The organism is Clostridia bacterium, assembly GCA_026414765.1.
Taxonomy (GTDB): domain Bacteria; phylum Bacillota; class Clostridia; order Acetivibrionales; family DSM-27016; genus SKW86.
The window spans coordinates 61,343-76,151 of the sequence record JAOAIJ010000015.1 but is presented as its reverse complement, the minus strand read 5'-3'; the positions used below and the strand labels follow the sequence as shown (position 1 = coordinate 76,151).

At 39.5% G+C, this 14,809-nt stretch carries 16 protein-coding genes; 1 reads left to right on the top strand and 15 read right to left on the bottom strand.

The annotated features are described in order from the left end of the window. Window positions 1-79 precede the first annotated feature (79 nt). Complete coding sequence (gene splB, locus N3I35_04140; GenBank protein ID MCX8129274.1) at window positions 80-1,108, top strand: spore photoproduct lyase; 1,029 nt, start codon at window positions 80-82, stop codon at window positions 1,106-1,108. A 65-nt stretch (window positions 1,109-1,173) separates the two neighbouring features. Here splB and N3I35_04135 read toward each other — a convergent pair whose 3' ends face one another. From N3I35_04135 to whiA, 15 genes are all read right to left on the bottom strand, one after another. Further along, window positions 1,174-2,706, bottom strand: a complete 1,533-nt coding sequence (locus N3I35_04135; protein ID MCX8129273.1) for an extracellular solute-binding protein — start codon at window positions 2,704-2,706, stop codon at window positions 1,174-1,176. 3 nt (window positions 2,707-2,709) lie between these two features. Next, window positions 2,710-3,606 (bottom strand): ABC transporter ATP-binding protein, encoded by an 897-nt coding sequence (locus N3I35_04130; GenBank protein ID MCX8129272.1) that lies wholly within the window; start codon window positions 3,604-3,606, stop codon window positions 2,710-2,712. A 19-nt stretch (window positions 3,607-3,625) separates the two neighbouring features. Further along, entirely contained in the window at window positions 3,626-4,306 is a 681-nt protein-coding gene (locus N3I35_04125; GenBank protein MCX8129271.1) for an ABC transporter ATP-binding protein, read from the bottom strand. A 9-nt stretch (window positions 4,307-4,315) separates the two neighbouring features. Further along, entirely contained in the window at window positions 4,316-7,108 is a 2,793-nt protein-coding gene (locus tag N3I35_04120; protein ID MCX8129270.1) for an ABC transporter permease, read from the bottom strand. Between the two features lie 68 nt (window positions 7,109-7,176). Then, window positions 7,177-8,400, bottom strand: coding sequence for a biotin/lipoyl-binding protein (locus N3I35_04115; protein MCX8129269.1), 1,224 nt, complete (start codon window positions 8,398-8,400; stop codon window positions 7,177-7,179). A 237-nt stretch (window positions 8,401-8,637) separates the two neighbouring features. Then, the gene (locus tag N3I35_04110) at window positions 8,638-9,204 is read right to left on the bottom strand and encodes a stage V sporulation protein AE (GenBank protein MCX8129268.1); all 567 of its coding nucleotides are present in this window, start codon (window positions 9,202-9,204) and stop codon (window positions 8,638-8,640) included. Window positions 9,205-9,219: 15 nt separating this feature from the next. Continuing rightward, on the bottom strand, window positions 9,220-9,588 hold the full coding sequence (gene spoVAE, locus N3I35_04105) for a stage V sporulation protein AE (GenBank protein ID MCX8129267.1): 369 nt from the start codon (window positions 9,586-9,588) through the stop codon (window positions 9,220-9,222). Between the two features lie 43 nt (window positions 9,589-9,631). Further along, the gene (spoVAD, locus tag N3I35_04100) at window positions 9,632-10,660 is read right to left on the bottom strand and encodes a stage V sporulation protein AD (GenBank protein MCX8129266.1); all 1,029 of its coding nucleotides are present in this window, start codon (window positions 10,658-10,660) and stop codon (window positions 9,632-9,634) included. 16 nt (window positions 10,661-10,676) lie between these two features. Further along, complete coding sequence (gene spoVAC, locus N3I35_04095; protein MCX8129265.1) at window positions 10,677-11,123, bottom strand: stage V sporulation protein AC; 447 nt, start codon at window positions 11,121-11,123, stop codon at window positions 10,677-10,679. A 64-nt stretch (window positions 11,124-11,187) separates the two neighbouring features. Beyond that, the gene (locus tag N3I35_04090) at window positions 11,188-11,358 is read right to left on the bottom strand and encodes a hypothetical protein (protein ID MCX8129264.1); all 171 of its coding nucleotides are present in this window, start codon (window positions 11,356-11,358) and stop codon (window positions 11,188-11,190) included. 121 nt (window positions 11,359-11,479) lie between these two features. Beyond that, complete coding sequence (sigF, locus tag N3I35_04085; protein ID MCX8129263.1) at window positions 11,480-12,235, bottom strand: RNA polymerase sporulation sigma factor SigF; 756 nt, start codon at window positions 12,233-12,235, stop codon at window positions 11,480-11,482. 163 nt (window positions 12,236-12,398) lie between these two features. After that, window positions 12,399-12,836, bottom strand: coding sequence for an anti-sigma F factor (gene spoIIAB, locus N3I35_04080; protein MCX8129262.1), 438 nt, complete (start codon window positions 12,834-12,836; stop codon window positions 12,399-12,401). Window positions 12,837-12,847: 11 nt separating this feature from the next. Further along, a complete protein-coding gene (gene spoIIAA, locus N3I35_04075) occupies window positions 12,848-13,183 on the bottom strand; it encodes an anti-sigma F factor antagonist (protein MCX8129261.1) in 336 nt (111 codons plus the stop codon). 241 nt (window positions 13,184-13,424) lie between these two features. After that, entirely contained in the window at window positions 13,425-13,688 is a 264-nt protein-coding gene (locus N3I35_04070; protein MCX8129260.1) for an HPr family phosphocarrier protein, read from the bottom strand. Next, on the bottom strand, window positions 13,689-14,666 hold the full coding sequence (gene whiA, locus N3I35_04065) for a DNA-binding protein WhiA (GenBank protein MCX8129259.1): 978 nt from the start codon (window positions 14,664-14,666) through the stop codon (window positions 13,689-13,691). It abuts the gene before it with no gap. Between the last annotated feature and the right edge of the window lie 143 nt (window positions 14,667-14,809).

The following is a 14,809-nucleotide window of genomic DNA, read 5'->3' as shown; positions in this document are numbered from 1 at the left end:
TTGCAAATAAAAAGTAAAGAATACAGTAAATTTTTTTTGAAATAATAATTAGTGCAGGCAGAAAGGTGTGAAGTATCAAATGAAGCTATTTATGCCGGAAAGAGTATTTTTTGAACCCTCTTCGCTGAAATACCCTCTGGGCAGGGAATTATATGATTTTTTTGAAAGCAAAGGCACAGAAATAATTACAGCCGGTGCCCAGAATGTAGCCCGTTCCATACCCGGAAAAACAGAAAGAGAAAAATATGCACGATCAAAGAAAACTCTTGTTATAGCAACAAAAAAAGGGCTTTCCCTTGATGTATGCAAGCCCTCGGCCGACTTTGAGTTTTCACTTGTAACAAATTGTCCGGGAAATTGCGAATACTGCTATCTCCAGACAACACAAGCATATAAACCATATTTGAGAACTTATGTCAATCTTGAAGATATTTTCAGCACCATAAAACGTCATATAGCTAAAAACAATGACAATCTTACAACTTTCGAGGTAGCAAGTGCTGGTGATCCCTTGGCTTTAGAGCATATTACCGGCAGTCTTACCAAAACGATAGAATTTTTTGGCAAACTGGATAATGCAAGGCTTAGAGTGGTAACCAAATTCAGTAATGTTGACCCACTCCTTGGCATTAGCCACAACAATCACACAAGATTCAGGGTGAGTATAAATTCAAGGTATGTAATTAAGAACTTTGAACACAATACTGCGGATTTTGATGAAAGAATAGAAGCTGCATCAAAAATATCTTCCGCCGGCTATCCTGTAGGTTTCATTGTAGCCCCGATAATGGTATATGAGAATTGGAAGGAAGAGTATAAGGAGCTTTTTGACAGGCTGAAGCAGAGCATAGACATGGACGGATCTCCTGAACAGGTTACTTTCGAGCTTATCCAGCATAGATTTACTCCTATAGCAAAGAAATTCATTCTGGAGCGTTTTCCCAATACCAGACTTGATATGGATGAAACTGCACGTGCCTTGAAGTGGGGTAAATTCGGCAGGTATAAATACGTATATAAAAAGGAGACAGCTGCAGAAATCAAAGAATACATCTCCTCGCTGATAACAGCCAGATTTCCTGATGCACGGATTGAGTATTTTACATGATAGAAACAGCTTCACCTGGAAGTGAAGCTGTTTCTATCAATTGCTGATTCATATTCTACTATATTTTATTGATCATTGCTTTTATTTTCTGAAGCCCATTTATCCAGCTGGCTTTGGACTTCTGCTATGATCGTGCCTATGCCCTCACTCTTTTGGTCTTTTATATAAGTATCTATATCCTCAGGAGTTAGGTATCCGGCATGTATATTCTGCTCCATTGAGAAAAAAGCCGACCGCCTGAAATCTACTAAATCCCTGACAGGTGAAAAATCTGCAACGAAGCCAAGGTGTCTGGGATATTGAGTTTTGGTATTTATTAAGTCAATATATGCTTTTTTGTAATCTTCTGCACTTTTACTATCCGGACGCTCATAGTCGATATTGGTAAAAGGCCAGCGCCATGCCCATGAAAGTGAAAGTTCACCGGCATCGACATTATCCGGCAGCTTCAGCCAGTTGTCTGCTAGCGTATAATGCTTGTCCTTTATTCCGTACATGAGGGAATCATAGTTCTCCTGGTTGGACTGGAGCCATTCCACAAACATCAGTACCCTCTCTGTATTATCTGATTTTGAATTGATTAACATGGCACCATTCAAAGGAGAATTTCTCAGGGATATTTTATCACTTAGTGGGTATGCCTTGTACCTCCATTCTATCTGCCTGTTTTTCAACATAGTATTATACTGGTATTCTGCGTCATAAGTCGATATGAAGGATGCAAAACTGCCTGAGCTGATAGAAGCTTCATCTATAGGCCTAATGGAACCATTTGAGAGATAGCCTTCTTTATACCATCTCCTAATAGTCTCAATTCCCTTTTTGAACTCCGAAGTGCTCTCCCATGCAATAACCTTCATTCCCGGATCATCCTGCCTGTATACAAGCCCTTGCGAATAGTCAAGCATTACATAACCATTTATCCAGGAAAAAAGGCCCATTACCGATTCATAAAAAGTCATAGGAATCACTTCAGGCTGGTTCTGCTTTACAGCTTTTAAATATACTTCAAAATCTTCATAGTTTTTTATTTCCGGTATGCCATACTTTTCCATAAGGTCTGTTCTTACTATTGCTGACAGTGTCTGGGCGGTAGGCATATGATTAGGTATTGCATAGATTTTTCCTTCTACAGTTGCAGTCCTTAATTCCTCACTGCTGAAATACTTGTAGTAGCTCGGTGCATATTTGGGGAATAAACCGGTTATATCCTTAATAACATCTTCCCTTACAAGATTCCTTAAGCCCTGCGGAAAGTAATCGGAAAAGAAAAACGCATCGCATGGCTGCCCTGACGCAATTATACTTCTTATCTCACCCAAATAATCTTCCGAGTTCTGTATGAATTTAAAATCCAGATTGGCCTTAAGCCTGTTTTTAGATTTTTCTTCAACCTGCTCAAGCACTTCCTTTGTATCACCGGGCTCATTCCCCTGGAAGTAAAATGTCAATTTAGTCTCTTCCAAGGCTTCCTGTGATGTATCCTCGTCATCAAGCTGAGAAAAAACATCGTTACTCTTAAAACTAAAATAAACTGCTACAGACACTGAAGCTACCAGAACCAACGCGACAGCCGCCACTAATATACGCTTATTCATGCTTTAGCTCACACTCTCTTTCCTTACACTTTCGGGATTAAGTAATATTATCCTATCTCCGTCCACCTCTACCTGCACCTTGCCCTTGCCTGACAGTCCGAGTGTTTCCAGATATTCTCTGGGAACTTGCAAACGTCCTGCTTTATCCAATACTGCAAACTCCACGTGAGCCTCCTCTTCTACCAAACTCCCCAGCTCAGCCAACTCTTCAGCATACATCTTCTTTCTTATGAACTCACTGCTGGTTCGCCCATCCCGGATCGCAACTACTCTGTCAACCTTTTTGGAAAGCTGCATGTCATGTGTAACTATAACAATGGTAATTCCCAAGGACCTGTTAAGCTCCCTGAATATATCTAGTATCATATTTGAGGTTTTTGTGTCGACTGACCCTGTAGGCTCATCTGCAAGTAAAAGCTTTGGATTATTGGCTACCGCAATACATATAGCTATACGCTGCTGTTCCCCACCTGACAACTGGTTTAGTTTACTGTTTTTCCTGTGTGACAGGCCCATCATTTCAAGTAATTCAAGAGCTTTCTTTCTTCTTTCACCTGCTCCAGAGATTATCATTGGGAGTTCGACATTTTCCAGAGCCGTCAGATAAGGTATCAGATTCCTGGCATTATTCTGCCATACAAATCCGACAGTTTTGAGTTTGTAATCAACCATCTGTCTGTCTGAGAATTTCAGCAGATCCTTTCCATCAATAAGCAGCCTTCCTGCAGAAGGCCTGTCCAGACCCCCGAGCATATTCAGCAGAGTTGATTTACCGCTTCCGCTGTTTCCTATGATAGCCATCATTTCTCCGGCCTCCACTATCAGATCCAGCCCCTGGAGTGCTACTACCTCTATATCCTTAGTCTTGTAGATTTTAACAAGGTTTTCGCATAATATCATTTTCTGTTTCTGTATATCTTCAGCTTGCATCTGTTATCTCACCATCCTCAAGTGTGAACACTTTATCTGCAATCTCCAGCATACTCGGATCATGTGTTGTCATAAGAACTGTAACTCCTTCTTTTTGTACCAGTTCTCTAAACAGCTTTACAACCTGGAGACCCATGTGTGTATCAAGTTCTGCAGTAGGCTCATCAGCAAAAATCAGTTTCGGCTTATGTGCTATAGCCCTAGCAATAGCTACTCTTTGCTGTTCTCCCCCCGAAAGCTCGCCGGGTCTGTGATGCATCCTTTTTCCCAATCCGACCAGATTGAGACATTCCTCTACTCTTTTCCCTCTGCTTTTTGAATCATATCCGGCCACTCTGAGACTGAATTCTACATTTTCAAATGCCGACATTACTGGAATAAGGGCAACAGACTGGAAAACAAAGCCCATGCTTGCACGCCTTATATTATCCCGTTTTCTTTCCGACATTACAGTAATATCTTCATTGTCAAAATATATTTTCCCGGAAGTAGGCATATCCAGTGCTCCGAATAAGTTCATCAAAGTTGTTTTTCCTGATCCGGAACGTCCCCTGAGGATAGTCAGAGAACCCTTATCAACCATTAGTGTTATGCCTTTGAGGACATTAATAGTTTCTTTCCCTACTATAAACTTTCGTTTTACTTCCTCTGCCTTAATAATATGCTGCATAGCTACCCCCTAGTCCTCTCCAAGTTTTAATGCCTGTCCGATGTTTATCTTTGCAATTATTCTCCAAAGAATGATAAAGCATGTAACCAGCATTATCCCTACGATTATATACATTCTGACATAGTCACTCATATAAGAAATAATTCTGAACGGAGGGACCTGTTCTTCAGAGCCGTATACCAGCTGAAGCAGGGGTACAAATATCTTACTGGAAAGGCTTCCTATAAAGACACCTGCCAATACTGAAGTCCCTGTGATAAGGAATTGCTCACAGGACAGCATGCCTATGATCTTGTTTGAAGTTAGTCCCATAGCCCTGAATATACCAAACTGGAGCACTCTTTTCTTAATAGACATAACCCAATATATTAAAAAGCCTATGATGCTTATAATGATTGTTACAATAAATCCCAGTGTCAATGACCCGTTTGTGCCTTGCAGCATAGGATCGTTTTTACGCTTTATCAGCTGTTCTGAAGTATCTTTTCTGGAATCCAGTTCAAGCTTTTGTGAAGCCATACTGCTATATATCTGATTGCTGGTTGTATCAGGCTTTTTCTTTATCCATACCTCATAGGGTTCAACCGGAAGCATTGAATGTATATAATTAAGATTTGCCACAACAAAATATGGAGATACTATATCTTCCACCTTTCTGTTGGGATTCAGCGTAGGCCAGTAGTCTACAAATGCATATATAACTCCGCTGATGCTGCTCTGTTTACCCCAGTTGATTATAACAGTATCCCCTTCCTTTGCCTTCAGCTTGTCCTTAAAAGCTTTTGATACCAGGATAGCAGCAGGTGAATCCGACATAAGATTCAGGTAATTATACCAGTGGTGCGGAAGAAGGCCATTCCTGAACCAGGCTGTTTTCCCGAACTCGTTGGGTATGATCCCCATCAGCGATACATTTGTCAGCTGCTCGTTCCCAAACGAAGCACTGGCTTTTTCCTCCTTAAACACCTTTGTTACCGATTCGGCACCTTCAATCTTTGTAAAAGGTTCATATGGAGGCTCAAAATAAATTGGTTCCTCTGTTCCCTGAGCAGAACTGCTCCTACTTCCGCCAAATGGACTGGATACAACGGATGCCGTGGGATTCGTACTGGTCCAATGTCCCTTTACAACAATATCTGCCCCAACCTCATATCGTACTTTTTCCTCAACATTTTTATTTATAGTCCGTGCTGAATTTGCGCTGAATATACCTATAGAGAGAGTCAGTATTATAAAAATCATTGTAAACTGTTCCTGCCCCGAAGTTCTTCCAACCTGGATAAACGAGGCATAGAATACAGGGCTCCAGATTTTTCTTCCCACCCAGAATATAAACCTGATAATGTATGGAAATACCCTTAAAACCAAAAGTCCACATCCGAATATAAACAACACCGATATGATGAACAGCAGCGGATCCATCTCCAGGTCTGTCCCTTTAACCCCGCTTACGAATATAACCTTCTGCTGTTTCTTGTATACAAAAAGCCCATAAAAGGATATGGCCAGCAGGATAATATCGATAAAAAACTTCCTCCAGAAAGCAGTGTTAAACTTTCTCGCCTTTTTTTGCTTATACAGGACAATACTTGTACGTGATGCTGCAAAAGCAGGTATCAGTGTAGAAACAGCTATAAGCATGACCGCAGCAAAAGAATAAATATACACATTAGGACCTATATCCAGCGGCAACGCTGATCTTTGCACAAATTCCAGGAATCCGTTTGAGGCTCCTATAATTCTGCAAATATAAAAACCCAGTAACGGTCCTATTATTAAAGATACCAGCCCTATGAAAAGGCTTTCTATAAGATAAATGCTAAAAATAAGTGATCCTTTTCCGCCACGACTCTTAATGACAGCAATCTCATTGCTTTCAAAATCAATCTTAAGCTTCGATACCATAAAGAGATAGAATGCCAGCATTATTAAAATAGGCACCTGAAGTACCAGGAGAGTTGTCTTAAGCTGCTTTTCCCTTTCCAGGTACTTTTTAATTACAGGCATAACCGGTGCATCATATTTCAGGTATGTGCTGTTCTTGTCAAACCACCTGGTATGAGCATCAAATGCATTCATAATCGATGACATATTGGTTAGCTTGATTTTATGGTAGTCATAAGCCAAAAACCATTTTGCAGCATAAATATTAAAGACTTCTTCCTTTATCAGGGTTTCTTTTAGCAGATTTGGATCCATAAAGATAGTTTTATTATACTTTTCTATACCTTCAAACCAATATGGATCATTTGCAGTTTTATATGTAAATATTCCTACAACTTTGATTTTGAAGACTTTACCGCCTGGCTTATAGAAAGCCGCATTTGGGAGACTGTAAGTGTTTCCGAGCGTAATTTCAAGATCTTTTGCCCCCTCCTCTGAAACAATAACTTCATATGCACCATCCGCCTTTTTATCTGAAAACATCCGGCCATGGACAATCTTCACATGTTCCTTCATGTCTGAAAGAGAACCGATATCTGTTGATATGGATTTTTTAACATCCTGCCTTATGATAACTCTTGATGCGGCATGAACAAAGTTGCACTGTGTAACAACCGGCAAATCTATACTTTTCGCTATTACTTCCGATACTTTTTTCTCATAAGAGTAAAATTTGGAATTTTTCCCGCCTTCCGTAGGGTAAGCATTGGAATAGCTGATTAGATACCCTCCAGGATACTTGCCAAAAGTCTGCTGAGATATTTCCAGATCTCTTGTAAGCATCCTTTGCAGCATACCGTCAGAAAATATGGATATACTGCTTAATATAGAGACAGTAATTATTGAACCTAAAAGCATACAAATGAGCATCCACTTGTTGCTTAACATTTTTCTTACAGTGATTAAAAGCACCAAAGACACCCCGCTTATTCCCTTATTAGTTTATCTCCTTCATCCAATCCCTTCACTACCTCAACCTCTGTCTGGTTTTCTATACCTAATTCCACATCTTTTTCTTTTCTCAGACCGTTTTCAAATATATGTACAAAGGTACGTCCTAAAAGCTTATGTACATGGTTCTTCGGTATGGCTATAACTTTATCTTTCTTCCCGAGGGTTACAACAATCTCGACAGAGTCTCCTATTTTTACTCCTTCAGGAACTTTATCTATCTTTATCCTAACCGCCCTTTGCGTCTTCTCATCTGCATTATCCGGAGCCGTGGAAGGCGTCATGACAACCTCACCGCTAAAATCTACATTTCTGGCACTTAGGGCTACTTTTTGTCCAATTTCAAACACTGATGCTATACTGCCTGAAAGCTCCGAGCCGCTTGATTGGTCTTCAGAGTATTGCACCTGCAATTTCCTTGAATCCGCTATCCTTATGATATTTCTGTAAGCATCAATATTTTCTCCCTGCTTGCAGTCAGCAACATAATCGACTGTACCGTCCATAGGTGAAACGAGCTTGGAGTTGCTGAGTTCCTGTCTAAGATTGTCCAGCTGCAATTTGTTCAGCTCAACATCACTGTAGGATGTCTTGAGGTTTGTTTCATATGAAAACTTTGCACTTTTATACAGAATTTCATTTTCTTTAATCTGCTGCTTAAGATTTTCTATTTGTTCTATCGAATAGGCATCAGGTATGGAAATCATTTTGCCATACTGCTTCTTCAGGCTTTCAAGCTGAATTTCCTGCATATCAATGTCTTTTCTTCCGCTAGTCTTAATCTGTTCATATGCCAGCTGTGATTTTTTGAGAATTATTTCCTGCTGCTTAACCTGGTTTTCCAGGTTATCAGTGTCAAGTTCAGCCAAAAGGTCACCTTTTTTCACCTTGGCTCCGGCAGCCACATATATTTTCTTCAGGCGGCCACCCCTGTGCTTGAAACTCAAATCGCTCTGCTCTATGGAAATAAAATAGCCTACGGCTCTCTTTTTATTTTCTATAGTGACTTTCTTCAACTCGGTATGGTTATAGACTATCTTTGGAGGTTCCTTTAACGGTGGTGCCAGCACTTCCTCTTCTTTTGGGAAAAGGAAGCAGCCAGACAAGGATAGCGAAAGTATTAACGCCAATCCGGCAACCGCTGTTTTATAAAAGTATCCATATAATATTGCTGCAAACTTGACCTTTCTCTTCATCATTCTTCCCCCATAACAATTTAGTATAAAATCCGACATTTAAAGTATACACTCATACCGCCTATTAGTGAAGAGGATAAATTCAAGTAGTATGGTGGCTTTTTTTCGGCAGAAACAATGTAGCCTGCTCCTCTTTCGTGGCATGAGGGTGTGGACAATAAAAAACAAGGTAGCGTAATTATCTACCTTGCTCTTCCAATTAGTATTAGTTAACCAACCAGCAAAAGATACCAAGCCAGCCTATTGCCTGTATCCGCTCCTTTTCATGACCTCCTTCAAAGCCATGGTTGTGACAGGAGCCCCGTTGTATGCATCATCGTTATAATCCATTTTGCCGGGATCCCCGATACCCACAATTATCATATCTTTTCTATTGCGTAATATACTGAGTGTATCACCGCATATTCCTTTATCACCCACGTTATTTCCATACTTATCTACTGCACCACCCTCAAAAACTTTTCCTTCTTTTGTAATTGAACAGGAAACGTTTATGCCTCTGCAGTCTTTACCATTTGATGAGACGGCCACTACTCCGAGTACGTCTACCGCTCCGCTTTCAATAATGGTTTCCATGGCTGCTTCACCATCCCCTACACCTTTTGCTCCTCTATCATCAACCATAACTACTACAGGGTCGTGAGGAGCCTCCTTAATCAACTCGATTATCTGTTCTCCGCTTAAGACTGTCGGATTGCCGGCAGAGGCGGATATACATCTCCCTCCTATGTTGCCGGCAGCTATCTCAACAGCTTTCTGAGCTACAGTATCACCGTCCGTTACCATAATAACCTTACGTTTACTCATAACAGAAAATACCTCCTATCTCTTTGCCTTTGGAGAAAATGCTACAGATGCCAAATACCCGAAAAAGATAGCTGCTGTAATACCTGCAGCAGCAGATCTCACCCCTCCCGTAAATGCACCCAGAAGTCCATATTGATCAATATCCTTAAAAGCTCCCTTTGCAAGATTATATCCAAAACCCGTCAATGGAACTGTTGCTCCAGCTCCTCCGATATCAACAATTTTCTGATATACTCCCAAAGCAGTTAATACCGCACCAGAGGCCACAAATAGTACCAAAATCCTTGCAGTAGTAAGTTTTGTCCTGTCTATGAGTATTTGCCCTATCGAGCAGATAACTCCTCCGACTATAAAAGCATTCAAATACGTCAGTAAGTTTTGCATATATGTAAACACTCCTTGTTACTATTTCCTGTTAGTAAAACACCTATTGCATATTTCCTGCGGACCTTTGAATACTGACTGCGTGAGCTACTGAAGGTATTGATTCCCCTTGCTGAGTACTGGTTGGACTCATTAAAGCACCTGTTGCAACAAACAATACATTATTCAGGTTCCCTTTTGTTATTTCATTATAAATGAATCCTGCAAATACAGTAGCAGAGCATCCGCACCCACTCCCACCGGCATGTGCATCCTGCTTTTCCCTGTCATAAATCATAAGTCCACAGTCATTATACCTGCCGCTTATATCAAAGCCATTTTCCTTAAGCAGCCCTTCACATATACACCTGCCTACCATGCCAAGATCGCCCGTAATAATCAAATCATAGAACTGAGGCTCCAGGCCTGTATCCTGGAAATGGGCAAGAATCGTATCGACAGCTGCCGGTGCCATAGCTGCTCCCATATTATTTGCATCCTTTATCCCCATATCTACTATCTTTCCTGTCGTAACACAAGTTATAAATGGCCCGGTGCCTTGACTGGTCAATAATACACCTCCTGAGCCTGTAACAGTCCATTGAGCCGTAGGAGGTCTTTGTCCGCCTAATTCCAGAGGGAACCGGAATTGTTTTTCTGCCGAACAAAAGTGGCTGGACGTCATACAGGCGATATTGTCTGCGAAGCCCCCATCAATCAGCATAGAACCAAGACTTATGGATTCAGCCATGGTCGAGCAGGCACCATATATTCCAAAAAAGGGTATGTTGGATTCTCTTAACCCATAATTGGCAGCTATACATTGATTCAGCAAATCACCGGCAATTATATAATCAATGTCATTCATCAGCTTTCCGGACTTTGTCACAAGTTTTGAAAAGGTCTCTCTCATTAGTTTACTTTCAGCTTTTTCCCAGCTTTTTTCGCCCCACATTTCATCGTCAATGATGTTGTCAAAAAATTTCCTTAAAGGTCCCTGCCCCTCCTTTGGACCAACAATTGAAGCTGCAGCCGCTATAGAAGGAGGGTTCTGCAATTTCACTGTTTGTTTTCCATTTCTTTTGTTAGACATATAAATCATCCTTTTCCTAAAACCTTAAAAGGTAATGGATTATCCCCACTATTACAGAGGTAGAAATCCCATATACAAGCACCGGGCCGGCTATTACAAACATTTTTGAGCCTACCCCGACTAGATAACCCTCGCTTTTAAACTCCATGGCAGGAGATACTATAGAATTGGCAAAACCGGTAATAGGTATGATGGATCCCGCTCCAGCATACCTTCCTAGTTCATCATATATGTTAAGCCCTGTTAGCAATGCGCCCAAAAATACTAGTATAAGTGCCGTAAGGTTTGACACCGTATCTTTGTCAATCCCTCTCATTGCCAGAAGGTTATTTATGAACTGGCCCACTATGCAAATCGAGCCGCCAACAACAAAAGCTCTTACTACATTTCTCACTATTCTGGACTTAGGAGATACTTTTTCTACATACTGCTCGTATTCCTTTTTAGTAAATGTTTTCTGCATTCTTTGACTTCACCTCCGTCGGTATTTTATGCATAATCTGTTTTTTTACATCAGGCAATACTTTTCACACCTGCAAATCATATCCATGACTCAAAATATATTCAACTACAAATACACCTCTCATAGGCGTTTTGTCCGTACTGGCTCCCAGGAAAACAACACAGATTATACCTGTAAGTATCAATAGTAAAAATATGAGGATCAGAAATCTATACCTGTGTAAAACCTCGCTCATAGCCAAACCTCCTTTAAATTAATATCTAAACAGGATAAGGTAAGTTTACAGTTTTTTTGTACATTGATAGTATTAGAGAAATAAAAAAACAATATGCAGCCGCAACGCATATTGTTTTTTTCTAACCGTAGATTATTTTTTTCCTGATTTCCTCCAGTATTTTCTTTTCAATCCTTGAAACCTGCACTTGCGAAATCCCAAGCATACTTGCTATCTGAAACTGAGTTTTTTCTTTGAAATATCTTAGTATGATTATCTGTTTTTCCCTTGGCCCCAGAGTCTCAAGTACCTGCCTCAGAGCAATCTTATCTATGATATCCACCTCATTATTATTTGTTTCTCCATTAATCCTGTCTATCAGAAGCACTGGAGAATTATCGCCTTCTCCGATAGTGCTGTACAGTGATTCCGGCGAGCATCCGGACTCTATGGCCATTACAAGATCTTCAGGAGAAATCTCCAGCCTGGCTGCCATTTCATTAATAGATGGCTCGCGCCCCAATTCTTTACTCATAATCTCCTTTGTCACTCTTGCTTTATTAGACATTTCCTTTAGAGACCTGCTGACTTTAATAATACCATCATCACGTATGAACCTTTTTATTTCTCCTATTATCATAGGTACAGCATACGTAGAAAACTTAACGTCAAATGAACTATCAAACTTTTTTATAGCTTTTATGAGTCCTATGCAGCCAATCTGGAATATATCATCGGTTTCATAGCCTCTATTCTGAAATCTCTTTACTATACTCCAAACCAGACCGACGTTTTTTTCAACCAGGAGAGATTGTGCATCCTTATCTCCTGTTTTTGCATTTTTAATAAGCTCCAGAGCGTTTTCCTCAGTATATTCATTATTATAATAGTCATTCATAATTTCTCCTAAACCTTTCGTAGGCATTATTCCACGCAATAAACATCTAAGGTTCCGGTATATGTATTCTATTTAACATAATTGCCCATATTTTACTCTTTTTTACATGGGAGAATAAAAAAATTTTCACTCTTCCTGTGAAATAAACTATTTTATATGTCCGCTATTTTTCTTTCAGGGATACAAAGGTTTTAATCATCTTAACCGTAGTTCCCATACCAGGCTGTGAAACAATTTCTATGCTATCCATAAATGTCTCCATTACCGTAAATCCCATACCTGAACGCTCAAGCTCAGGTTTAGAAGTGTATAAAGGCTGTCTTGCCATCTCTATGTCATCTATACCATTTCCTTCGTCAGAAATTGTAATCTGTACGGAATCACTATATAACTCACAGGACATTTTTACATATCCCTCTTTATTTTCATATCCATGTATAATAGCATTTGTAACTGCTTCTGATACGGCAGTTTTTATATCCGCCAGTTCTTCAAGAGTAGGGTCAAGTTGTGATACAAAAGCAGCTGCAACAACCCGTGCAAAAGCTTCATTGCTCGATTTACTTAAGAACTCAAGCTTCATTTCATTTATTGGTTCCATAGTTTATCCCCTCACATTCCATTGATAGCAGTATCTATATTATCATATACCGGCATTATTCTCAAAAGCCCGGACATATCAAATATACGTTTGATTTGGTCACTGACACTGACTATAACTGCTTTTCCATTCAGTTTCTGAATATTTTTATATCTTCCCATTATTACTCCTATACCTGAACTGTCCATAAAGCTTACTTTTGAAAAATCAAATATCATGTTTTTAGTAGTAGATTTCATCATTTCCGCATCAACTTTTTCCCGTATATATTCTGCAGAATGATGATCCAATTCCCCGATAATGCTTACTATTAACGTAGAACCCTTGTTAGAAAATTTCACCTGCAAGGTTTTCGCCTCCTATTATACAATTAATATAAAGAATCAGTAACTATGCCTATAAGAAACATAGTTCATTTCATTTGAGATAGTAATTCTCCTCAATACTAAGCAATCCCTTCATAAAATTATGTAAGCTTTTGTAGAAATAAATATTTCTTACGTCAATAAAATACAAAAAAACCGGTGTATTCACCAGTTTTATCCTTTATCGTAAATCCCCATCCTCTATTTATATCTGTTACTGATTTTACTCCTTAAAGCCGGAAGTAATCAGATCAACCAATTCCTTTACAGCTAAATGTTCATCTTCACCCTCTGCTCCGATAACCACTTCTGTCCCGCATGAAACAGCCAGAGACATTAATCCCATTATACTTTTAGCATTTACTCTTTTGTCCGATTTGGATATCCAGATATGAGAAGTAAATTTACCGGCTGTTTGTACAAACAAAGCTGCCGGTCTTGCATGGAGTCCGGTTGGATTTGTTACTTTTACGGCCTTTTCTATCATTTACAGCTCCCCTTTCAAATTCCTAACACTTTCAGCAATTTCATCGAGCTTCCGCAATCTATGGTTTACGCCCGATTTCCCTAAAGGAGGATTCAGCATTTCACCAAGTTCCTTAAGGTTGGCATCACTATATATAAGCCTTAACTCTGCTATTTCCTTCAGGTTTTCTGGTAGATTATCCAGCCCTATCTTATCCCTTATAAACCTGATATTTTCTACTTGTCTCAAAGATGCATTAACGGTTTTTTCCAGGTTTGCAGTCTCACAATTCACAATTCTGTTCACATTATTCCGCATTTCTTTAAGTATACGAACATTTTCAAGTTCAAGAAGTGAAGTGTGCGCACCAATTATATTTAAAAAGTCGACAATATTTTCCCCTTCTTTTAGATAAGTAATATATATCCCCTTACGCTTTATGACCTTTGAATTCAGGCTAAATCTGTTCATTAACTCACAGGCCTCATGGGCTAATTCTTCACTATGATTTGCTATCTCAAGGTGATAGGTTTTCTCCGGATCACTTATAGATCCTCCTGCCAGAAAAGCTCCTCTGAGAAATGCTTTCTTACAGCACACTTTTTTAAACAGTTTGTCTGACAAATTTGAATACTCAAGCTTTAAGTCTGAACTTTCAGCAAGCTTTCCAGCCTTAAAGGAAATTCCTATGTTACTGAGTAAGCTTTTTGCTCCCATCGAATCAGTAATTACCAGAATGTAAGATGTATGCTTTTTCAGCTTCCTGCTTTTTCTTGCTATCACCTCAGGATGAATATTATGTATTTTCTTGATGGATGTAAGCAGCTTACGTGCAAAAGCAGCATTTTCCGTAACAATTCTGATATTAACTTCTCCATTGCCATTTACCTTTATAGTGCCGCTGATTCTAATAACTGAAGCCAACTCTGAGAGCATACAGCAATTCTGGGAAATATCCAGCCTGCATAGCTCATTTTTGACAGATGATGAGAATGACATTCTCTACACCCCATCCTAAAACATTTATATTATCAGTACATAAGTTTTTACTTTTTGCAATAAAGTCCCAAACAAAGTGTGTATATGAATAATCAGTGTAGACAATAATAGTATTTCATTAGATAAATATATCACAATATTAA